Below are 22,854 nucleotides of genomic sequence, written 5' to 3' on the forward strand. Positions count from 1 at the left end.
GGGGTAGGCAAAAGCGACAATGGCATAGTAGCTTGAACGTAGTGAAAGCTAGCGCCTTTAGACGCGAGCCGGTAATAAAGGCTTATAGCCTTAGAGCAAACCACCCGTTTGACGGGTGGTTATGATTATAAATAATTTATCGGGCCGGTTAAAATAATCAAATAGTGGAAAGCTGCGGAAAAATATAACGTTATTTACACGTCATAAAAACTAACATATTAATGTGCGGGTTGAAATTATGGATAACGTTCTCAGGGAGGTTGTGTTATATACGCGTCACATATTGACCGTTTATAACAAAATATTAATCACATCGCATAAATATTCATGATATATGCATAAAAAGACAGGATTTCATTTTTGTATATGTTAATTAACATCACACAAGGAAGACGCCAAATATAAAACTTCCATGGTCGGTCATAAAAAAACTTATTAGGATCATAAAAAGTTTGTATTTCCCTCTTAAGCTTTGCAGTGCTAAAATGATAAAACTAATAGAGTACCTGCATTGAATAATTATGCACTATATAAATGTTCGATATTCTGCCGGTAAACCCTCCTATCTTCTTATAGATTCAGCCTGCAAGAAGTAATCTACGTACAGAAAGGTTGCATGAGAATGAAACACACAGACATTCCCGCCAAACAGGGTCTGTACGATCCGGTTTTTGAAAAAGACGCCTGCGGTATGGGCTTCGTAGCCCATATTAAAGGCCGCGTCTCCCACTCCATTATCAGCCAGGCTTTGACCATGCTGAGTAACATGGAGCATCGCGGCGGACAAGGCAGCGAGCCTAACTCCGGTGACGGCGCAGGGATCCTGCTTCAAATTCCGCACCATTTCCTCGCTGAAGAGTGCGAAAGCTTAGGATTCAGCCTACCGGAACCGGGGCAATACGGCGTCGGGATGATTTTCCTGCCGCATGACGAAGAAGTGCGCGGCGCGCAGGAAGCCCGGCTGGCCGAAATTATTGAAGAGGAAGGCCAGAAGCTGCTCGGCTTCCGGACGGTTCCGACCCGTGATGATATGCTCGGCAATACGGCGAAGCAGGCAAAGCCGTTTGTTCGTCAAGTATTTATCGCCCGCAGTGAAGGCATCAAAGACGATCTTGCTTTTGAACGCAAGCTCTATGTCATTCGCCGCCGGGCTGAACTGGGCATTCGCTATGGCGGCGCGGAGAATGGCGATCAATTTTACATGTCAAGCTTATCCTGCCGCAAAATCGTATATAAAGGCATGCTGACAACGGAACAGGTAGGACAGTTCTATCCTGATCTCCAGGATGAAAGAATGGAATCCTCCATTGCCATGGTTCACTCGCGTTTCAGCACCAACACCTTCCCAAGCTGGGAAAGAGCGCATCCGTACCGTTTTATGATTCACAACGGCGAGATCAACACGCTGCGCGGCAATGTGAATTGGATGCGTGCCCGCCAGTCGCTGTTCAAAAGCGACGTGTTTGGCGATGATCTGAAGAAGATCAAGCCTGTAATCAACCCGGACGGGTCTGATACCGGCATGTTTGACAATACTTTCGAGTTCCTGTATCTGTGCGGCCGTTCGCTTCCTCACGTAGCCATGATGATGGTTCCCGAGCCTTGGAACAACCATGAGAGCATGACGGACGACAAGAAGGCCTTTTACGAATATCACAGCACGCTGATGGAGCCTTGGGACGGACCGGCTGCCATGGGCTTTACGGACGGTATTCAAATCGGCGCGATACTGGACCGGAACGGACTCCGCCCGTCCCGTTATTATGTAACGAAGGACGACCTGATTGTTCTTTCCTCCGAGGCTGGCGTACTGGATATCCCACCGGAGAATGTCCAGTATAAAGACCGACTGCGTCCAGGACGCATGCTTCTGGTGGATACCAAAGAAGGGCGGATTATTTCGGACGAGGAAGTCAAGAGCCAGATTGCAGCGGAGCGCCCGTACCGGGATTGGCTGAACGAGCATCTGATCACGCTGGAGGAACTGCCTGATGCTCCGGAGCTTCCTGAACCGGATCATGAAAATGTAACCCAGCAGCAGCAGGCGTTCGGATATACATTCGAAGAACTGCGCAAAGTCCTGGAGCCTATGGCTTCAACAGGGGCTGAAGCGCTCGGGTCAATGGGCTATGATTCCCCGATCGCGGTGCTGTCGGACCGGCCGCAGCGGCTGTTCAACTACTTCAAGCAAATGTTTGCCCAGGTAACGAATCCGCCGATTGATGCAATTCGGGAAGAACTGGTGACCTCCACCTGGACCACGATCGGCCCGGAACGCAACCTGCTGGACCCTGAGCCGGAGAGCTGCCGCCAGATTCGGCTGGTATCGCCGATTCTTTCGAACGAGGATTTCGCGAAGATTCGCCATGTCCATCGTCCAGGGTTCCGTTCCATGACCATTCCGATCCTGTTCCCGGCGGCGGAAGGAGCGGAAGGACTCCGCAAGGCAGTCGATATGCTGTGCGAAGCTGCGGACCGTGTCATTGAAAAGGGACATAATGTGCTGATTCTGTCCGACCGCGGCGTCGATGCCGAAAACGCGGCGATCCCTTCACTGCTCGCGGTTTCCAGTCTGCACCACCATCTGATCCGCCAGGAGACCCGTACGAAGGTAAGCATTTTGCTGGAATCGGGCGAACCGCGCGAGGTGCATCATTTTGCCCTTCTGCTCGGCTACGGCGTCAGTGCGGTGAATCCTTATCTGGCCTTTGAAACGATTCGCGATATGATTGGTCAAGGTATGCTGAGAGGCTTGTCCCTGGAAAAAGCGATCAAAAACTTTATTAAAGCCGCTACGAAAGGTGTCGTCAAAACCCTGTCCAAAATGGGGATTTCCACGATCCAGTCTTACCGCGGCGCCCAAATCTTTGAAGCTGTCGGCCTGAAAAATGAGTTCGTCGACCGCTACTTCACCTGGACGCCTTCGCGGATCGGAGGCATCGGTCTTGAAGAAGTAGCCATGGAGACGCTCGCCATGCATTTCCGTGCGTTTACGGATCAAAACGGCCGTGACAATGTGCTGGACTCCGGCGGTGAATACCAGTGGAGAAGCGGCGGGGAAGAGCATCTGTTCAACCCGCAGACGGTCCATCTGCTGCAGCATGCGGTTCGTACGGGAGATTATGACAACTATAAGAAATTCGCCAAGCTCGTTCAGGGCGAGAGCGAGCGTCATCTGACCCTTCGTTCGCTGCTCAAGCTGAAGCCGGTTGGACCGAAGGTTCCGCTTGATGAAGTCGAGCCTGCGTCCTCTATCATGAGACGCTTCAAGACCGGCGCCATGTCCTTTGGTTCCATCAGCAAGGAAGCCCACGAGACGATTGCGATCGCTATGAACCGAATCGGCGGCAAGAGCAATTCGGGGGAAGGCGGGGAAGATCCGGCCCGCTACATTCCGGAGGCAAACGGCGATTCCCGCCGCAGCGCCATCAAACAGGTGGCGTCGGGACGCTTCGGCGTAACCTCGCATTATTTGATCAACGCGGATGAAATTCAGATCAAGATGGGACAGGGAGCCAAGCCGGGTGAAGGAGGCCAGCTGCCTGGCCGCAAAGTATACCCTTGGGTAGCCGAGGTGCGCGGATCGACACCGGGCGTCGGCCTGATCTCTCCGCCTCCGCATCACGATATTTATTCGATCGAGGATTTGGCGGAGCTGATCTATGATCTGAAGAACGCCAATCCGAGAGCCCGCATCAACGTCAAGCTCGTTTCGGAAGCCGGCGTCGGGACGATTGCAGCGGGCGTGGCCAAAGGACGTGCCGATGTCATTCTGGTCAGCGGCTATGACGGCGGTACAGGCGCATCTCCGCAGAGCTCCATCCGCCATGCCGGATTGCCGTGGGAGCTGGGTGTTGCGGAAACGCATCAGACCTTGATGATGAATAAGCTGCGCGACCGCGTCGTTCTGGAAACGGACGGCAAAATGCTGAACGGCCGGGATTTGGCCGTAGCGGCTCTGCTCGGCGCTGAAGAGTACGGATTCTCCACCGCACCGCTTGTTGCGGTAGGCTGTATCATGATGCGTGTCTGCCAAATGGATACCTGTCCGGTCGGCGTAGCTACCCAGAATCCGGAGCTGCGTAAGAACTTTACAGGCGACCCGCAGCATGTTGTAAACTTCATGACTTTTGTGGCGGAAGATTTGCGCGAATGGATGGCTGAGCTCGGATTCCGAAGCCTGAATGAGATGATCGGCCGTACCGATTGTCTGGATACGGATGAAGCCGTCACCCATTGGAAGAAGAAAGGCGTTGATCTGAGCGGCCTTCTGCATGTGCCGGAGGTTCCTGCAGGTAGCAGCCGCTACTGCACCCGTCAGCAGAACCACGGCATCGAGGAAACGCTGGATTACAAGAAGCTGCTGTCCGCAGCTGCTCCGGCGCTTGAACGCGGCGAGGCCGTAAGCGCCCGCTTCCCGATTACGAACGTGGATCGCGCGACCGGAACGCTGGTGGGCAGCGAAGTTACCCGCCGCTACGGAGCGGCAGGTTTGCCGGAAGATACGATCAGCTTCCATTTTGAAGGCTCCGCCGGCCAGAGCTTCGGCGCCTTCGTGCCGAAGGGAATGACCCTCACGGTAGAGGGCGATGCGAATGACTATACCGGCAAAGGCCTGTCAGGCGGCAAGCTGATTGTGAAGCCATCTCCGAAAGCGACTTTTACCCCTGAGGAGAATATCATTGCAGGGAACACGTCCTTCTACGGAGCGACGACCGGAGAGGGTTACATTAACGGTATTGCGGGCGAACGCTTTGCGGTCCGCAACTCCGGCGCCAACGTCGTTGTAGAAGGTGTAGGCGATCATGGCTGCGAATATATGACCGGAGGACGTGTTGTCGTTCTGGGGAAAACCGGACGCAACTTCGCGGCGGGCATGTCAGGCGGTATTGCCTACGTGTACGATCCGGAAGGTACCTTCGTGAATCGCTGCAATCTGGAAATGGTGCTGCTTGAACGCGTAGAAGATACGCAGGAACAGGAGCAGCTGCGCACGATGATCAGCCGCCATGTCCTTTATACGAACAGCAAGGTCGGGCGCCGGATTCTGGATGGATGGTCGGAAGCGTTGACCTCGTTCGTTCGGGTGATTCCGAAGGATTACAAACGGATGCTGGAGCAAATCCGCAAAGTACACGATGACGGATTGCAGGGCGAAGAAGCGCTGCTGGCAGCATTTGAAGCGAATATGAGAGAAATGGCGCGAGCTGGAAACTAAGCCCGTACGCCGATGAAGAACCGGAAACTGCCGCGCTGACGGCGTTTCCGGTTCTTTTTTTCAAAAGCAAATATTAGCCGAATGTGGTACAATCAAGGAAATTATGGTCCGGTTCGGGCGAAAAGCCGGTCTGTTATGAGCGTACGGGTGTACGGGTGGTTCAAGCAGACCGCTTTTTGCCGGACAGGTGAAGAGGAGAGTGCGGGAATGATGAGCCAGGAACCGGTTGTCCGGATAAAAGGCGTCAGCAAAAGGATTGGCCGCAGGACATTGATTGACAAGCTGGATCTTGAAATCCCCTCAGGCCAGGTATACGGGTTTTTGGGCCCGAACGGAGCGGGGAAGACCACAACGATTCGGATGATGGTCGGTCTTATGTCTATAAGCGAAGGTGATATATACATAGGGCAATCCAGCGTAAGGGAAGATTTCGAAGGCGCGATGAAGCAGATCGGGGCCATTGTAGAGAACCCGGAAATGTACAAGTTTCTGACGGGTTACCAGAATCTGCTGCACTATGCCCGAATGAGCCCGGGAGTAACCAAAGAGAGAATTGATGAAGTGATCCATCGGGTAGGACTGAGCAATCGCATTCATGAAAAAGTAAAAACCTACTCGCTTGGCATGCGTCAGCGTCTGGGCGTGGCGCAGGCGATTCTGCACCGTCCGAAGCTGCTGGTGCTGGATGAACCGACCAACGGACTTGATCCCCAGGGAATCCGGGAATTGCGGGATTATTTGCGCGAACTGGCTCATACGGAAGGGACGACCGTATTTGTATCCAGCCACCTGCTCTCCGAAATGGAGCTGATGTGCGATACGGTTGCGGTCATTAAACAGGGCAAGCTCGTTGACGTGAAAGTCTTAAAAACCGGCGAAGAAACGGAGCAGCAGGCGGAAACGGCGTTTGAGGTGGACAAGCCTGAGGAAGCGGCAGCATTGCTGGGGACTGGAGCTGTTGACGGAGGGAGCGTGATTATCACCGCAGACAAGGAAGGGATTGCGGAGATTAACGCCCGGCTGGTAGCCGGCGGCATCCGCGTCTATGGCATTTCCAAGCGGACACGCTCGCTGGAAGATCAATTTTTGGAGATGACAGGAGGCGGACAAATTGGCTAATTTCTTTAAGCTGCTGAAGAATGAAAACATGAAAATCTACAGGCGGCTGCGGACATGGATCATGATGGGCCTCGTCGTCATTATTCCTGCTCTCGTTGCCGTGTTGATGGCCGTCAGTACGGGAGGGGATACAGAGATTGGAGCCTGGGATGCCTTCACCAATTTGACCAGCTTGTTCTTTTTGGTCTCGATCTTTTCAGCAATTATCTTTGCGGATATCGTAGCATCGGAATTTACGTGGGGCACCATCAAGCTGCTCCTGATCCGTCCATGGAAGCGGAGCAAAGTTTTGCTGTCCAAGCTCCTTGCGGGGCTGATCTTTTCCTTGCTGCTTACCCTGATTTTTATCGTGGTCAACTGGGCGCTATCTTTCCTGCTGTTTAAGAATATCTCAACCCCAGGCGTGTATCCTGCAGGCTACAGCCCGTTTTCTTTCAATCTGGAAATGCTGCTGTACCGCTATGTCGATATGGTTATCATTTGCATCTTCGCATTCATGCTTTCGACCTTGTTCCGGTCAAGCGGGATTGCGATCGGTCTGGCTATATTTCTGCTGTTTGCGGGTAATATTTTGCAGGCACTGCTTAGACCCGAAAAATATGCTTGGACGAAATATGTGCTCTTTACCAACATGAATTTGAGCCGCTATATGATAGGAGACGGATCGGCGGCCGGCATGACGCTCGGTTTCTCGGTGGCTGTGCTGTCCGTTTATGTCATTGTATTTTTGGCTGTTTCCTGGATCGTATTTATGAGAAGGGATGTTGCGGCTTAAAGCCGCAACCATCAAAAAACCGCAAGCCCGAAGTGACGGGATGCGGTTTTTTCTTTTCTGGAAGAATCACCGATTTATTATTGCCATTTTCCTTAAGATACGATACATTGTTATTAATGAATGAACCATTCATTCATTAATTGAGAAGTTAAAGGAGTACAGGTAGGAGTGGATTCTGTAAAAAAGGACGAAGGCTGGAATCTTCAAGGCAAGTACATCGTGATCACGGGCGCGACTAACGGAATAGGGCTGGCTGCGGCGAAGGCGCTCGCTTCACGCGGCGCGAGCCTGGGAATCGTTGCCCGAAACAAGGAGAGGGCGGATGAGGCATCGGCCCAAATTAAGAAGGCGTCCGGCAACTCGTCTGCAGTAGACGTGTTTATTGCAGACATGGCTTCCCAACGGTCCATTCGCCGGGCAGCGGCTCAAATCCTTGACCAGTGTCCCAGAATAGATGTGTTAGTGAATAACGCCGGTGCGCTATTCGTGAACCGGCAGATCACGGAGGACAGCGTGGAGATGACATGGGCCGTGAACCACCTCGGTCCGTTTCTTCTCACCTCGCTGCTCCTTGACCGGTTGAAGGAAAGCGATTCTGCCCGTATCATTACGACCGCTTCCCATGGGCACAAGATGGTGAAGAAAGGCATTATGTTCGGCGACCTGAGTTCCGAACGCCTCTACACCGGCTTCAAGAAATTAACGGGAGGACCTACCCTGTGTTACGCGCAAAGCAAGCTAGCCAATATCCTGTTTACTGCTGAGCTGGCGCGTCGGCTGGAAGGAACGAATGTAACGGCTCACTGCTTTGATCCCGGCCTCGTCGCTACCAATTTCAATCAAAACAACGGCCTGCTGGCCCGCGCGACAATGGCTGTCATGAAGCTATTTTCCCGCACGCCCGAGCAGGGGGCGGATACGCTTGTATGGCTGGCCGAATCTGGTGACATCGCCGGGCTGAACGGCGGATACTGCGCAGACAGGCAGTTGAAGGTTCCGTCTGAAGCGGCGTCAGACAGGGAAGCAGCGAGGAGACTTTGGGACATCAGCGAGGAACAGATTCGGCCAGCGGGAACACTTGATTAAGAATGGCCAGCCCAAATTCACCGGCAGGCGACAATAATGAAAGAGGGAGGGGATGAAGAATGGCTCCACGAAATGATGGGCAGCTTGGGCAGCTCCGTGACGAGCGCAGGGAGCAGATCAAGAAAGCGGCCCTGAAAGTATTTGCCCGGCGCGGGATCATCGGCACGAAAATGAGCATGATTGCGGATGAGGCAGGCATTAGCCAGGGACTCACGTATCGTTATTTCAGCTCCAAGGAGGAGCTCTTTACAGCACTGGTTCAGGAGGCGATGGAGGAGACGGCGGAAGCGTTCAATGAGATGGAGCAAATGTCCGGTACACCATCTGACAAAATCCGGGCTTTGACGAGAGAGATGCTGGATGAGAGCAACAGGCATTCCTTTATGCTGATCCAGCAAGTGCAGACTTCAGATGAAGTCCCCGAGAAGGCCCGGGAGATTGTCGAACAATACTCTTCTCAAGCCTTAATAGACCGGCTGCTGCCCGTCTTCATCAAGGGACAAGAAACGGGGGAGTTCTGCCTCGGCGATCCGCAGAAACTGCTGTTTCTTTATTTTTCGGTTATCGCCGGCTTAATGCTCCAGCAGGCGCATGGGCCCTACCATGTGCCGGATGTTCAGATTTTAATGAAGATGCTGGCGAACAATGGCTGAATGCTTGAATGCTTGAATGTTTGAAGGCCGGTCCGTTATGAATGCTCTCAAATGCCCGCGAACGCCATGGAAGAGGTTATCAAGCGCAGGAGAGCTTCATCGGTCCAAACACAAGCTACCCGCTAGAGCGAACGCCTTCTTTCAAAGCGTCCGCCCAGCGGGTAGCTGCTTTAGTCCGTCATACTGTTCTTTCTAGTGTTCAACCAGGCTCTTAACCCGCTTCGGCCCCGGTAGGCGCTGCGCCTTTTTTCCGCGAATCCCTGACGGTTGCGAGCGGCTGATCCATCCGCGTCTCGCCGTTCAGGACGCCGCCTTCCGCGATGACCAGCGTGCGGGCATCCACATTGCCGACAATGTGTCCGTTCTCCAACAGGGTCACTCTGCCTTCGGTGACGAGATCGCCAAACACTTTGCCCGCTACAATAATGGAAGCCCCCTTGATGTTGGAATGGGCTTCGCCGCTTGCGCCGATGACCACTTCGCCGGCGCTTTCGATTTCTCCGCGGAATACGCCTTCAATCCGTACCCCGGACTGGCTTTTCAAACGGCCCTCCATATCGCTGCCCTGACCGACCAGGGTATAAGTGGATTTACCGGCTCTGGACGAATTTTTCATATCATCTTCCTCCTTTCAAATCTGACCTTTCTTTCTTACTTTTCTTTCTCAATTCATATAGGGTAGCGGATCGACAGCCTCATCCTTTTTCATAACCTGAAAATGCAAATGGGGTCCTGTGCTTCGTCCGGTATTGCCGAGCTGCCCGATCAATTGTCCTTTTAAGATGTCCTCGTCTTTCCGGACCTCTGCCGAGTTCAGGTGCATATACCAGGTCTCCAGCCCGTTCGGATGCCGAATAATAATGTATTTTCCGCGGGATCCGTCCTGCTGCACCGCGGTGACCTTACCCGCTGCCGCCGCATAAACGGGGTCGCCCACCTGGCCGCCGATGTCGATTCCGGCATGAAAGGCTGCCCTTCCCGTGAACGGATCGCGGCGGTAACCGAAGCTTGAGGTAATACGGCGGGAAGGGGTTGGCCAGAGGGACGGCGTTCCCGAGAGAGCTTCGATATGGGCCTGGGCAGTGCTGATCTGGGCGGGGATTTGCTTCTGCATTTCATCTAGCAGGGTATTCATGGCCGAAAAATCGTCTTCGGTTTCCCGGGCCAAAGCATCGGTGCTGACATCGTGGACAGCAATAAATTCCCCGCCTACCTTCCGCGAGCGGTCCCAGGACAGGGAGGACAGCTTGGTAGAATTGCCGGCGGAAACGGACAATTTGTTCTTTTCCAGAAAATGCTCGAGCTGCTCCTGGAGGGCAGAAACCGTACCGAGTCTCGCCTTAAAGCTCTTTGACTCCTTAGACAGACTCACAACCTGCGACTGAAGCCGCCGCAGCGCTTCGTTCTTGTCCGAAACAACAGCTTCCATCGTGAGCTGCTGCTGAAGAAGCTGATGTTCAAGCCCTGCGATCCGATCCGCCGATCTCAGATGAAGGCTGATAATAAGGCTTGAAATGGACAAGAGGGCAGCCATAGGCACGCACACCATGACAGGTTTTGACAAATAAAGCTGTCTGACGGGAACCTGGCCGTCCCGAAGGATCAGCAGGGTCATGCCTTGCGAACTTCTTCCAACTCTCATAACGTCTCCTTTCTTAAGCCCAATCTAGCTTTTTCACCTGGCCGCCATATCTTTTATGCTAAAAATGGTTTGGAGAAAGCGTTAATGACGGCACATCCGTCAACTTCAAATCTTGCTTATCATTTATGTATTCCTCCGTTTCTACAAACATGCTAAAAATGTCACTCTTGTCTTGATATAATGGCAGTTTTTATGCTCGCTTTTGTTCGGGATAACAAACATACGCGAATAAGAATGGGCTCTAGCAAGCCAGGAAGAACGAAGCCGTATGCCGCCTCTACTTCAGGTTCTTTGTTTTGGCGATAAATGCTTGAGAATGGAATCCAGCGATTGCGGCGGCACTTCACTTAGAAGGTCGCCTTTTTGCTGAAGCCTTTCGGCGATGTTGAGCAAATGAAACTCGGAAGGATGCGGATTCTTTCGCACCTCGTCCCAGGTCAGAGGAGTAGACACGCTGGCCGCTTTTTTGGCGCGCGGCGTATAGGCGGCCGCAATTGTCTTCCCGCCATAGTGCTGCAAATAGTCAAAATAAATGTTGTCCCCCCGGTCCTTCTTCAGCCGCTCAATCGTAAACAGCCGCGGATGCTTTTCCGTTGCATAACGGGCCACAAAATGCCCGAACGTCCGCAGCTCGTCGAAGGTGATGCCGTACTGCACAGGGACGATGACCTGCACGCCTGTCGCGCCTGAGGTCTTCGGTATGGACTTTAGGCCGAGCGAGGACAGGATATCGCCCACATAGCTTGCCGCTTCCATAATGCGCGGCTCCTCTTCGCGGGAAGGATCAAGGTCGATGATCCATTCGCAGGGCAGGGCTTCACCGATATAATGCAAGGACGGATGAAATTCAATCGAGGCCAGGTTGCCGAGCCACAGCAGCGTCGGCAGGCTGTCAAGCACGACATAGCGGATATTCTCATGCCATGCGGTCGTGACGAAATCCGGCAGCGGCTCGGGAGCATTTTTCTGGTAAAAAAAAGGGCTGTGTATTCCCCCGGGATACCGGATCGTGGTCAGCAGGCGATTTCGGCACCGCGGCATCAGATAGGGGGCAAGCTCCGCGAGCTTCTGAAGATAGATCAGCTTTGTGATGCCGGCTTCGGGCCAGAGCAGCTTGTCGGGATTCGTGATGGTCACCTGATGTCCTTCAATCATAATCGAGCCTTTGATGGCTGAGGGCATGACATATGCCTCCTTCCTGAGGAATAACCGTATAATTCCCCCGGGCAGCCGGAAATATGAATGAAGGACACCCGGAATGACAGGCTTCGCCAAAGGATATGCTGTTTAGGAGAGCAATCGATCATGCTATGGGCTCTATTTGTGATACGGAGGCGAGACTGCTGACATGGAACTGAAACCGGTCCAACCTTTTGAACCGATAACAACAAACCTTCTTCCGTCCGGGGACAGGTGGGTGGCGCAGGTAAAATGGGATGGCGTACGAATGCTGGCTTACTATGACGGACATGCTTCGCGCCTCATTAACCGCAAGGGCAATGACCGAACGCGGCAGTACCCCGAATTCACTGATGTAACCGGCTACTGCCGGGCGCAGTCGGTCATATTGGACGGGGAGATGATTGCCATTGAGGGGGGGAAGCCGTCCTTTCATGCCATCATGAAACGGGACAGCTTGCGGAAGCAGAGTGAAATTGATGCGGGCGTTCAACGGGTTGCCGTCAGCTATATGATCTTCGATGTGCTGTACTTAAATGGGGAATGGCTGACCGGGCGGACGCTGGAGCAGCGCCAGCAGCTGCTTCAGGAGCTGATCATGCCCCATGAACGGCTCCAGTTATGTCAAAACTACAACGATGCGGAGCAGCTTTACGCGGTGATGAAGCAGCATGGCTGGGAGGGCGTGGTCTGCAAGAATCTGGACAGCGCCTATGCGATCGGAGGCAAGGACAAGCGGTGGCAGAAAAAGAAAATATTCCGCGACCTTTACGCCGCAGTCGGGGGCGTGACCTACCGCGACGGAATTGTCAACGCGCTGCTTCTTGGGCTGTATGATCAGCATGGACGTTTCCTGTACATCGGACACGCCGGAGCCGGACGCTTTACCACCGAAGACTGGAGGCGCGTTACCAAGGAAGCGGAGCGGCTTAAGGCGGACGCGCGTCCGTTCGATAATACGCCGCAGCGCGTAAAAGGGGCGGCCTGGATCGTGCCGTCCCTAACGGTGAAGGTGGAATATCTGGAGTGGACAAATGGCGGAACGCTCCGTCATCCGGTGCTGCAGGGCCTGACCACGGTCCCGGCTGAGCAGTGCGTTACCGCGCAAATTTAAGACGTCTTCTTCGATTTGGGTGAGGTCCGGCGCTTAGGCTTGGGCGCCTCTGGCCCGTTTGGGTCCCCTTCGGCTGCGGCCCGGGCTGCTTTGCTGGCCGCTTTCTTGGTTCGCGTTTTGCGGGCCGGGGCCGCCGGCTCTCCCGGGTCTGTGCCAATCGGTCTGACCGCTTCGATGCTGGCCTGCAGCGCGGCCATCAGATCAATGACATTGGCCTCAGGGCGGGCAGGAGCCAGAGTCACTTCTTCGCCCGCCACTTTAAGCTGGATGACGTCAAGCAGCGCCACGCGGTAATCATCCGTATATTTTTCCGGCTCAAAGGGGGTGGACAGCTGCTCGATCAGCAGCTTGGCCATCGTAAGCTCTTTGTCGTTGACATTCACCTGCTCCGGGAGACCCGGAACCTGGGAAATCGGCCGAATTTCATCGGGGTAAAAAATCGTTTCTACGGCCAGACAGTTGTCCATTACGCGGATCGCGGCCAGGCTGCTCTTGGAACGGATAGCGATTTTGGCGATGCCGATTTTACCGGTGTCGCGCATTGCCTCAAGGAGCAGCCGGTAAGCGTTTGAGCCTGCCTGATCCGGAGACAGATAGTACGTTTTCTGGAAGTAAATCGGATCGATTTCATCGAGATCGACGAAATCCAGAATCGTTATCGTCTTGTTGTTGCGCTCGGAAAGCTGTTCCAGCTCTTCTTTATCGAACAGCACATATTTGCCTTTTTCATATTCATAGCCCCGTGTAATTTCGTCCCACTCTACATCCTTCTCGCACGACGGACAGCGCCGTACATAGGAAACCGGACTGCCGCACGTTTTGTGAATGTATTTCATGGATATGTCCTTGTCTTCGGTCGCGGAGAACATTTTGACCGGAACATGCACGAGGCCAAAGCTGATAGCTCCTTTCCAGACAGTGTGCATAGATAAAAGCCCCTTCCTGGTGTCCTTACGATTAATGAATAATAAACATAAGCGTTTGTTCTATTATGCCCCGGGTATGTCCGTTTATATTTAAGCCAGAAATTTGGACATTTCCGGTCGAGACGGGGGTGTCCTTGCGGGACATACGCCTGACCGATATAATGAAGTCATACGTTTTTTGTCACTAGCAAGCTGATGGATCGTGCTGCACAAGATAAAGGCAGGGCTGGACACCGCATAAGGGCCGGCCCTTTTAAAGCGGAAAGGCGGTTATGATGTGATGGACAAGCAGTCCGCGCAGCTGGTATTTACAGCTGGCCACCTGGAGGATACGAAAAGGCTGGCCGCAAGGCTTGCCGACTTAAGCTTGCCGGGAACGGTCATCGTGCTGGATGGGGATCTCGGCGCCGGCAAAACGGCCTTTTCGCAGGCATTTGCCAAAGCCATGAACGTAAAGGATCAGGTGAACAGCCCGACGTTCACTATTATTAAGGAATATGAAGGCAGTCTGCCTTTCTACCATATGGATGTGTACCGGATATCGCCGGAAGAGGCGGATGAGCTTGGGCTTGACGAGTATTTTTACGGAGAAGGCGTGACGGTTGTGGAGTGGGGAAGCCTCATTGACGAGCTGCTTCCGGAAGCCAGGCTTCATCTTTACATAGAAGTTTCGGGGCCGCAGGAGCGGCTTATCTATGTTTATGGTCAGGGAGAGCCATATGAGACATGGGCAGAGAGCCTGAAAGAAAACGGGGTATAACGAAGATGGAAATAAAGAGGGAAACAGGGCGTCGGTTTCTGGTTATGGATACGTCAACGGCTACGCTTTGCACGGCGGTGATGGAGGACGGACAGCTTCTGGCCGAACATAATTTTTTGGCCCAGCGCGGACATGCCGAGTATTTGCTTCCGGCCGTTCAGGAGGTGCTGAAGGCATCCGGCACCGCGCAGCGTGAACTGGGCGGGATCATTGTGGGTCTCGGCCCCGGCTCGTATACGGGCATTCGGATTGCCGTTACGGCGGGCAAAAGCCTGGCTTGGTCGCTTGGCATCCCGGTTGTAGGCGTCTCGAGTCTGGAGACGCTCGCACTGGGCGCCTGGGCGCGCGGGGCCGGCATCGCGGCCGGGGACTTGGCCCCGGCCGCGGAAGGCCGCAGCCTTGCGGGCGCGGGCAGCGGCACGGAATGGGTCGTGCCGCTGATGGACGCGCGGCGCGGCCAGGTGTACACGGCGCTGTTCGAAGCAGCGCCGGGGCGCTTGACGCGCCGCCTCGAGCCCGACGCCATCCGCCTGATGGCGGACTGGGCGGAGGCGCTCGGCGCGAAGTGGGCGGCGCTGCCGGCCGAGGCGCGGCCCAGCGTGGTCACGCTGGCCGGCGATGCGGCGCGCCACGCGGAAGCGGCCGAAAGCTTGCGGCCGCTGCTGGGTACGGCCCTGCGCGTGACGGAGTACGCGCCGGAGGGCGTATGGGCCGGGCTGCTGGGCGCGGCCCGGCTGCTCCGCGGCGAACGGGACGAAGCCCACGCGCTGCAGCCGAACTATACCCAACTGGCAGAGGCGGAAGCTAAGCAGCTTCGCCGTTCTTAAGGAGGGGCAGGTTATGGAGAGTAGCAATAATGAAAGCGGTGCTTGCACCGATGAAGTCATTTTTCGTCCCATGCTGATGGAGGACATAGCGGATATTATGGTGATTGAGCATGAATCCTTTACGTTGCCCTGGTCGAGCGAGGCTTTCAAGAATGAGCTGACGCATAATCAATTCGCCCGTTACCTGGTCATGGAGAAGCACGGAAGCCCGATCGGTTATGCGGGAATGTGGACGGTGCTGGACGAAGCGCACGTGACCAACATCGCGGTACGGACGGCGCACCGCGGACAGCATCTGGGCGAGCAGCTGCTGCGGCGGATGATCGCCTATGCCTGGGAGCTGGGCATGATCCGGATGACGCTGGAGGTGCGGGTATCGAATGATGTGGCACAGTCGCTTTATGAGAAGCTGGGATTCCGCGGAATCGGACTGCGCAAAGGTTATTATTCGGACAATGGCGAAGATGCACTCATCATGTGGTGTGATTTATCCGACATTATGCAGGATAAGGGCGGCGAGGAAGGAAGCGAAACAGAGTGGTAAGTTCCAAACCGGAAATGGATATACAGGATACACGGAAAAATGAAGATTGTTATATTCTCGCCGTGGAGACAAGCTGCGACGAAACATCCGCCGCAGTTGTCAAGAACGGGAAGGAAGTGCTGAGCAACATCATCTCCAGCCAAATCGATACGCACCGGGCCTTCGGCGGGGTTGTGCCAGAGGTCGCTTCACGCAAGCATGTAGAGAGCATCACGCTGATCATGGAGGAAGCGCTGAAGCAGTCGGGCCTTTCCGCCCGCCAGCTTTCGGCGGTTGCGGTTACGCAGGGACCGGGACTGGTCGGCGCGCTTCTGGTTGGCGTCATGGCCGCAAAAAGCCTTGCTTTTGCGCTGGACAAGCCGCTGATTGCGACACACCACATCGCCGGCCATATTTACGCGAATCGGTTGGTAGAGGAAATCCGGTACCCGTGCATCGCTCTTGTAGTTTCAGGCGGCCATACCGAGCTTGTCCTGATGGAACGCGAGGGGCATTTCAGGCTGATTGGGCGGACGCGGGATGATGCGGTTGGCGAAGCCTATGACAAAGTGGCAAGGGCGATCGGCTACCCCTATCCCGGCGGTCCTTATGTGGACAAGGCGGCTGCGGAATCCATGGATGCCGCGGAGCTGCCGCGGGTATGGCTCGAGCCCGAATCGTACGACTTCAGCTTCAGCGGATTGAAATCCGCAGTGCTGAATTTGGTCAACCAAAGTAAAATGAAGGGGGAAACCCCGGATTACGGCGCAATTGCGCGGGGATTCCAGGAATCGGTCATCGAGGTGCTTGTGGAGAAAGCCATCCGCGCCGTTCGGGGGGCCGGAGCGGTTCAGCTCCTGCTGTGCGGCGGGGTTGCCGCCAATCGCGGACTGCGAACCGCGCTTGCCGGGCGCTGTGAACGGGAAGGCGTGGATCTCGTGATCCCGCCTAACGTCTACTGCACCGACAACGCGGCCATGATCGGCGCAGCCGCATATCTGAAGTGGACAAGCCGGGAATTTGCGTCTCTTTCGCTCAAGGCGGACCCGGGTCTTTCTTTAGAGGCGTGGTCCGTTTCCTGAAAATATGCACCGCAGGTAGTATAGCGTGAAAAAGGCAAAACACCTGTTCCTTATGGATTAAGGAGCAGGTGTTTTTTTATGAATAAGCGACTATGTCAACTAGCTTACCAGACTTTTAGAGGTATTCCATTCGATCTCTAAGCATCGGATAGACGATTCATAAAAGGATGCGTTCAAACGCTATCCCGCAAGTTTGTTACCTCATTCTATGCCTTCGACAAGGAATGGAACAATCTGGAAACACGCTTGTAAGTTTGCTAGAATAAGAGAGGCATCCATATAGATTAGAGAGGAGACTAACTATTGAAAGCATTGCAAAGCAGCAAACTTTACGGCAAAACGGCATCATACCTGTTGTCGGCCGCGCTTGCCGTCACCTTATTGTTCCCCGCCTCCGCTTTGGCGGAAGCTGCGGATGTTGACAGCTCGCCATCGAAGACGGCTGTCAGCAGATTGCTCGAAGCCGGCATCATCGACGGAACGGTCTCTACGGACGCGCCGATCACGCGCGGACAAGCGGCCATTCTCATCGGACGGTTGCTCAAGCTGGATATCCCAGCAGGTGCGGCTGGTTTCGCTGACGTGAGCGCGGACGATCCTGCGGCCGGCGCCGTGAACGCGCTGAAGCAGCATGGGATTATTAAAGGGGGCACCCGCGGATTTATGCCGGGCGAAGTGCTGACCAAGGAACAAATGGCCTCCTTGTTCGTGCGGGCTTTTGCGCTGAACGACAACGGAATTTTGGTGCGTTACACCGATCAGGATGCGATTGCGCCCTACCATCAAGAGGATGCGGTACGATTGAAGCAGCATTTCATCGAGGAAGGAACCGCCTTCGAGCCGAAGCATCAGTTGACACAGGCCGAATTTGCGCTCGCGCTGTACCGCGCAGCCGGTCTCGAGGTTCAGGGCGAGGATGTCATTCCGCTCGAGGACTTTATCCGTCAGCCCGCCCAGATCGGGTTTCAAGTTTCTCCCGACGGAAAACGGATGGCGTTTATGCAGCCGTGGAACAACCGTTTGAACGTGTTCGTAAAGACGTTCGGCGAGGAGAAAGCCGTTCGCGTCACGAGCGTTACCGAACGGAACATTGCCGGCTTCGCCTGGGAGAACGACAGTCAATTGATTTACGCGATGGATAACGGCGGAAACGAAAACTATCACATTTTCAGCATTAATATCGACGGGACCGGCAGCAAGGATTTGACTCCGTACGATAACACGACCGCGATGCTGATCGATCCGCTGGAAGAGAAGACGAACGAGATCCTCGTCGGATTGAACAAGCGCGATCCGCGGATCTTTGACGTCTACCGGATTAATACCGAATCGGGAAGGGCGGATATGGTCGCCGAGAATCCGGGGAACATTACCGGCTGGCTGACGGACCATGACGGCAAAATTCGCGTAGCCGTCTCAAGCGACGGCAACGTTTCGTCGCTGCTCTATCGGGAGACGGAGGACAAGCCGTTCGAGCCGCTTCTGACGACAGATCTTGGCGATACGTTTATCCCGGTTATGTTCACGTACGACAATAAACAGCTCTATGCGATTTCCGACATCGGCCGCGACAAAACGGCGATCGTTCAATACGACCCGGCTTCGAAACAGACGGTGAGCACGATATTCGAAAACGCTGATGCCGACGTGACCTCCTTTATCCCGTCGAAAGAACAGCAAAAAATCGTCGCTGCGGTCTATGAAACGGAAAAAACTCACTACGCGTTTTTCGATCCGGACATGAAGAAGCTGTATGAGACGATTAAGGGCAAGGTGCCAGGCAAAGACGTCATCTTCAAATCGGTTAACGAGGAAGGAAGAGTCATGTTCCTCGCCTATAGCGACAAATCGATGGGCACTTATTATTTCTATGACGCCAAGAACGATAAGCTGGAGAAGATCGCCGACACGGCGCCTTGGATCGACGAGAGCAAAATGGCCGACATGAAGCCCGTTACATTTGAGGCCAGAGACGGTCTGACGCTGCACGGCTACTTGACGCTGCCGAAAGGCAAAGATCCGAAAAATCTGCCGCTCGTGGTCAATCCGCATGGCGGACCGTGGGCTCGCGATTCATGGGGCTTCAACCCGGAAGTGCAGCTGCTCGCAAACCGCGGCTATGCCGTGCTGCAAGTGAATTTCCGCGGCTCGACCGGCTACGGCAAAGCGTTCCTTGATGCCGGCAACAAGCAGTGGGGCAAGGCGATGCAGAACGACCTCACCGACGGCGTTCAGTGGCTGATCAAGGAAGGCGTCGCCGATCCGAAGCGGGTCGCCATTTACGGTGCATCCTACGGCGGTTATGCGACGCTCGCCGGATTAACCTTCACGCCGGATCTGTATGCCGCAGGGGTCAGCTATGTCGGCCCGTCCAACCTGTTCACCCTGCTCGATTCGCTGCCGGCTTACTGGGAGTCCGAGCGAACGAAATTTTACGAGCGCGTTGGCGATCCGGTGAAGGATAAAGCGCTGCTTGAGGAAATTTCGCCGCTGTTTCACGCCGAGCAAATCAAAGCGCCGCTCTTCGTCGCGCAGGGGGCGAACGATCCGCGCGTCAAGCAGGCGGAGTCGGACCAGATCGTCGCCGCGCTGCAGAAACGGGGCATCGACGTGCCGTATATGCTGAAAGCGAACGAAGGGCACGGGTTCCACAACATCGAGAACCAGCTCGATTTTTACCGCGCGCTGGAGAAGTTTCTGCATCGTCATCTGATGGAATAAGAGGAACAAATAGAAGCGCTCCCGTTTCCTGCGAAGGAAGCGGGAGCGCTTTGGCCATTTCAGCGGCTGATTTTTGGGCGTAGGCGTATATCCGTTAAGCTTTCGGATTGTCCCCCTCCGGGTGCGGAGCGGATTGTTCAAATTCCGGAAGCTCCGGTTGCTCTACCTCGGGCAGTTCTCTCTGCGGAATTTCCGGCATATTTTCGTTTCCGTCCATTTTCGTAATTCCTCCACTTTGTCACGATATTCTCCTGCTGTTCTACCTGACCTATTGTTTGTCCGCGGCTCTGTTTGTATACGCGCGTTTGATCGGCCAAAGGCTCGGGCGCTTCCGGTCCCGATTGAATCGTTGTTACGTAATTTCGAGGAAACAAGCCAATAATAAGAATAACCAGGACAAGCGGCCCTGGAATTACAGGTTAAGGAAGAGGAGTTTCATGACAGAGAAGAAAAGGACCAAACGGCTAAACGACATCTTCGAAGCCGGTTTGTATGTCATTTGCGGCTTTTCCGCCGTCTATTATACCATCCTGGGGATCTACCCCAAGACCTTTCAAGCAGCCTTGATCATTTTGGTTTTGCTACTCATTCGAGGGCTGGTCAGATGGACGAAAAGCGAGTTGTTCCCTGCCCTTCGTTTGTCCATCTTGTCTTTTATAACGATCGCCATGCTCCTCGCCAATCTATTCGGTCTGTATGGCGTAATTCCGTATTTGGATAAAATGGAGCATCTGCTTTCCGGCGTCATTTTATGTTTCGTTGGACTGCTTATCCTGCGGAAAATGATTCACCGCCAAGGGTTGACCGGATTCTCTACCCGCATTGCGGTTTGGTTCGCGTTGTTCTTTTCCGTCGCGATGGCAGGCTGCTGGGAAATCTACGAGTTCACCGTCGACCGGCTGTTCGGGCTCTTGTGCCAGAACGGCAGCTTGTTCGATACGATGGTGGATATCATTTGCGGTACCATAGGCGCCGTGGGTACCGCGCTTTATCTGGCCCGCAAAGCGAAAGGACATCCGTTCTCCATTCTGGCTGCGGACGAGACCGATCCGTAAAAAGGTGCCGATTGGCGCCCCCTTGCTGGCTATTCTAATAATGGGCCGATCTTGCTTCCTTGGAGGCGTAAGTTTCTCCCCATTCCCGCATCGCCGTGATGATCGGAATCAACGTTTCTCCAAAGGCAGTAAGCGAATATTCCACTTTGGGCGGAACCTGTTCATGCACCGTTCGTTTTACAATACCGTCCGCTTCCAGCTCGCGAAGCTGCAAAGTCAGCATCCGCTGGGTGACTGCCGGGATGATTCGTCTAAGTTCGTTGAACCGTTTGGAACCGTCTATTAAATGATATAACAGAATGCCTTTCCATTTTCCGCCAATAACATTAAGCGTATACTCTACCGGGCAGCCTTCCGATTTAGTGCAGGACGACGGGAAGTTGCGTGATGCCATAGCTTTCTCTCCTTTATCAGTATACAAATGGATACTACATTACAGGTATGTGCGTACTTATCGAATAAGACTATTCTCATTATAATTATATTCAATGAACAAGAGAAGTTAAAGAGCAAACAATCAGTTGGCAGGAGGAGTGCAGGTTATGGCTAACGATAAAGAAAAGATGAAGGCGGTTGGACTTTACAAATATTTGCCGATAGACCATCCGGAAAGTTTAGTCGATGAACAAATAGACAAGCCAAAGGCTGAGGGCAGGGATTTGGTTGTTGAGGTGAAAGCCGTTTCCGTCAATCCGGTCGATACGAAAGTCAGATCTCCGAAAGAACGGACGGAGCCGCAGCTCCGGATTCTTGGATGGGATGCGGCGGGGGTCGTCGTGGAAGCAGGGGAGAACTGTTCGCTGTTTCAGCCGGGGGACGAGGTTTTCTATGCCGGCAGCATAACCCGCCAGGGCAGCAACAGTGAATTCCAGCTCGTGGACGAACGCATTGTCGGTCGGAAGCCGAAATCGCTCGATTTCGCCCAGGCGGCTGCGCTTCCGCTCACTTCGATTACAGCGTGGGTAGGGCTGTTTGACCGGCTGAAAATATCGCATGACCAGGCCCAAAATAAAGGCAAATCCATTCTGATTATCGGCGCCGCCGGAGGAGTCGGCTCCATTGCCGTGCAGCTTGCTGCTCTGGCAGGTTTGACCGTCATCGGCACAGCTTCGCGGCCGGAATCGATAGCCTGGGCGAAGGAGCATGGAGCCGAATATACCATTAACCATCATGAGCCGTTTACTCCGCAGCTGGAGCAGCTTGGGTTTCATGGGGTCGATTATATTTTTTGCCTGAACAACACAACCCTGCATTGGGCCGAAATGGCCGAGGCCATCAAGCCTCAGGGAGCGATTTGCTCCATTGTAGAGGCGGAAGAACCTGTGGCCATCGATATGCTGAAAGCTAAAAGCGCAACCTTCGTTTGGGAGCTCATGTTTACAAGAGCGAAGTATGAAACGGAGGATATGGAGGAGCAGCATAAGCTGTTGGACCAGATTTCGGCCTATGTGGATAACAGCGTGATCAAGACTACCTTAACCAAAGTGCTGTCCCCGCTGAATGCGGCAACGCTTCGGGAAGCACATGCCCTGGTGGAGACCGGCAGCATGATCGGCAAGGTTGTAGTGGAAGGTCCGTTCTCTTAAGCTTGTAAAAGGCCCTTAAACCTTACGGTCCAAGGTCCTTGAGAATCATGAGAACCTTGAGTAACCTTAATCCCAAAACAAAAGTTGAAATGATAAAAGCCATCTTCCCCCGCGGATTGATCCGGAGGAACAGATGGCTTTTTGTGTCAATAAACTCCCGATTATGTAAATGCACTACTTGAACCTAAATTTCGAAAGCCCCTAGTGCAACGTCTTTCTCGCAAACACCAGTCTACTAAAGATTTGAGCCCTTTTTTATTTTTTAGAGACAGTTACTTTCGAAATCAGGGGGAAAATACTATGTGTTAGTTCATTAGTACATTTATAGGGATTTTAACTAAAAAATAGAATTTTAGTATTATTTGGCGATAAATAAGAAGTTAGAACTATATAACAAGGACTTAATCCCTATAAATTCCTTTATAAATATATTTTATACTATAAATGGAAATATTTCCTTTAATTTTTGGCCAAAAAAAATCAAATTAAGGGGAGAAATTTTTTGAAAAAGATAGCGTTGAAAATGACTGGTTTCTTATTGTTAGTTTCTATGTAGTTTGCAATAAATGCAAATGCTGCACCAAATCC

General features: G+C 53.6%; 19 protein-coding genes. 13 read left to right on the top strand and 6 right to left on the bottom strand.

What is annotated here, in order from left to right; genetic code table 11:
• Positions 1 to 622 precede the first annotated feature (622 nt).
• The 5 genes from gltB to K7397_RS11580 all read left to right on the top strand — a co-directional run bounded on the left by gltB (position 623) and on the right by K7397_RS11580 (position 8,851).
• Positions 623 to 5,218 carry a glutamate synthase large subunit gene (gltB, locus tag K7397_RS11560; RefSeq protein ID WP_223068119.1) on the top strand — a complete coding sequence of 1,532 codons (4,596 nt, stop codon included), beginning with the start codon at positions 623 to 625 and terminating at the stop codon, positions 5,216 to 5,218.
• Between the two features lie 210 nt (positions 5,219 to 5,428).
• On the top strand, positions 5,429 to 6,337 hold the full coding sequence (locus K7397_RS11565; RefSeq protein ID WP_223068201.1) for an ABC transporter ATP-binding protein: 909 nt from the start codon (positions 5,429 to 5,431) through the stop codon (positions 6,335 to 6,337).
• Positions 6,330 to 7,112: an ABC transporter permease gene (locus K7397_RS11570; protein ID WP_223068120.1), complete on the top strand. Its 783-nt coding sequence runs from the start codon at positions 6,330 to 6,332 to the stop codon at positions 7,110 to 7,112. The genes K7397_RS11565 and K7397_RS11570 overlap by 8 nt, the downstream gene beginning before the upstream one ends.
• A gap of 168 nt (positions 7,113 to 7,280) precedes the next feature.
• Positions 7,281 to 8,198 (top strand): SDR family oxidoreductase, encoded by a 918-nt coding sequence (locus K7397_RS11575; RefSeq protein WP_223068121.1) that lies wholly within the window; start codon positions 7,281 to 7,283, stop codon positions 8,196 to 8,198.
• Positions 8,199 to 8,257: 59 nt separating this feature from the next.
• The gene (locus K7397_RS11580) at positions 8,258 to 8,851 is read left to right on the top strand and encodes a TetR/AcrR family transcriptional regulator (RefSeq protein WP_223068122.1); all 594 of its coding nucleotides are present in this window, start codon (positions 8,258 to 8,260) and stop codon (positions 8,849 to 8,851) included.
• Between the two features lie 211 nt (positions 8,852 to 9,062).
• Here the strand turns inward: K7397_RS11580 and K7397_RS11585 are convergent, their stop codons facing one another.
• The 3 genes from K7397_RS11585 to ligD form a co-directional block, all read right to left on the bottom strand.
• Positions 9,063 to 9,467: a bactofilin family protein gene (locus tag K7397_RS11585; RefSeq protein ID WP_223068123.1), complete on the bottom strand. Its 405-nt coding sequence runs from the start codon at positions 9,465 to 9,467 to the stop codon at positions 9,063 to 9,065.
• A gap of 48 nt (positions 9,468 to 9,515) precedes the next feature.
• Positions 9,516 to 10,493, bottom strand: a complete 978-nt coding sequence (locus K7397_RS11590; RefSeq protein ID WP_223068124.1) for a M23 family metallopeptidase — start codon at positions 10,491 to 10,493, stop codon at positions 9,516 to 9,518.
• Positions 10,494 to 10,775: 282 nt separating this feature from the next.
• Entirely contained in the window at positions 10,776 to 11,675 is a 900-nt protein-coding gene (gene ligD, locus K7397_RS11595) for a non-homologous end-joining DNA ligase (protein WP_223068125.1), read from the bottom strand.
• Positions 11,676 to 11,841: 166 nt separating this feature from the next.
• Between ligD and K7397_RS11600 the strand changes: the two genes are divergently transcribed.
• Entirely contained in the window at positions 11,842 to 12,786 is a 945-nt protein-coding gene (locus K7397_RS11600) for an ATP-dependent DNA ligase (RefSeq protein ID WP_223068126.1), read from the top strand.
• Here the strand turns inward: K7397_RS11600 and ku are convergent.
• The gene (gene ku, locus K7397_RS11605; protein ID WP_223068127.1) at positions 12,783 to 13,712 is read right to left on the bottom strand and encodes a non-homologous end joining protein Ku; all 930 of its coding nucleotides are present in this window, start codon (positions 13,710 to 13,712) and stop codon (positions 12,783 to 12,785) included. The two genes, K7397_RS11600 and ku, sit on opposite strands and share 4 nt — an antisense overlap.
• Before the next feature lie 280 nt (positions 13,713 to 13,992).
• On the opposite strand from ku, the gene tsaE reads away from it, so the two are divergent.
• From tsaE to K7397_RS11630, 5 genes are all read left to right on the top strand, one after another.
• Positions 13,993 to 14,472 carry a tRNA (adenosine(37)-N6)-threonylcarbamoyltransferase complex ATPase subunit type 1 TsaE gene (gene tsaE, locus K7397_RS11610; protein WP_223068128.1) on the top strand — a complete coding sequence of 160 codons (480 nt, stop codon included), beginning with the start codon at positions 13,993 to 13,995 and terminating at the stop codon, positions 14,470 to 14,472.
• A gap of 5 nt (positions 14,473 to 14,477) precedes the next feature.
• The gene (tsaB, locus tag K7397_RS11615) at positions 14,478 to 15,299 is read left to right on the top strand and encodes a tRNA (adenosine(37)-N6)-threonylcarbamoyltransferase complex dimerization subunit type 1 TsaB (RefSeq protein ID WP_223068129.1); all 822 of its coding nucleotides are present in this window, start codon (positions 14,478 to 14,480) and stop codon (positions 15,297 to 15,299) included.
• 13 nt (positions 15,300 to 15,312) lie between these two features.
• Complete coding sequence (rimI, locus tag K7397_RS11620; protein WP_223068130.1) at positions 15,313 to 15,843, top strand: ribosomal protein S18-alanine N-acetyltransferase; 531 nt, start codon at positions 15,313 to 15,315, stop codon at positions 15,841 to 15,843.
• 14 nt (positions 15,844 to 15,857) lie between these two features.
• Positions 15,858 to 16,904: a tRNA (adenosine(37)-N6)-threonylcarbamoyltransferase complex transferase subunit TsaD gene (tsaD, locus tag K7397_RS11625; RefSeq protein ID WP_223068202.1), complete on the top strand. Its 1,047-nt coding sequence runs from the start codon at positions 15,858 to 15,860 to the stop codon at positions 16,902 to 16,904.
• Between the two features lie 303 nt (positions 16,905 to 17,207).
• On the top strand, positions 17,208 to 19,625 hold the full coding sequence (locus K7397_RS11630; RefSeq protein WP_237690864.1) for a S9 family peptidase: 2,418 nt from the start codon (positions 17,208 to 17,210) through the stop codon (positions 19,623 to 19,625).
• A gap of 94 nt (positions 19,626 to 19,719) precedes the next feature.
• Here K7397_RS11630 and K7397_RS21855 read toward each other — a convergent pair whose 3' ends face one another.
• The gene (locus K7397_RS21855) at positions 19,720 to 19,842 is read right to left on the bottom strand and encodes a hypothetical protein (RefSeq protein ID WP_273545615.1); all 123 of its coding nucleotides are present in this window, start codon (positions 19,840 to 19,842) and stop codon (positions 19,720 to 19,722) included.
• A gap of 220 nt (positions 19,843 to 20,062) precedes the next feature.
• Between K7397_RS21855 and K7397_RS11635 the strand changes: the two genes are divergently transcribed.
• Entirely contained in the window at positions 20,063 to 20,680 is a 618-nt protein-coding gene (locus K7397_RS11635; protein WP_223068131.1) for a DUF2238 domain-containing protein, read from the top strand.
• Positions 20,681 to 20,714: 34 nt separating this feature from the next.
• Here K7397_RS11635 and K7397_RS11640 read toward each other — a convergent pair whose 3' ends face one another.
• A complete protein-coding gene (locus K7397_RS11640; protein ID WP_223068132.1) occupies positions 20,715 to 21,074 on the bottom strand; it encodes a winged helix-turn-helix transcriptional regulator in 360 nt (119 codons plus the stop codon).
• Positions 21,075 to 21,222: 148 nt separating this feature from the next.
• On the opposite strand from K7397_RS11640, the gene K7397_RS11645 reads away from it, so the two are divergent.
• Positions 21,223 to 22,266, top strand: coding sequence for a zinc-binding alcohol dehydrogenase family protein (locus K7397_RS11645; protein WP_237690865.1), 1,044 nt, complete (start codon positions 21,223 to 21,225; stop codon positions 22,264 to 22,266).
• The last annotated feature ends 588 nt before the right edge of the window (positions 22,267 to 22,854 follow it).

Source organism: Paenibacillus caui, from assembly GCF_019904135.1.
In the GTDB taxonomy this organism is placed as follows: Bacteria; Bacillota; Bacilli; order Paenibacillales; family Paenibacillaceae; genus Fontibacillus; species Fontibacillus caui.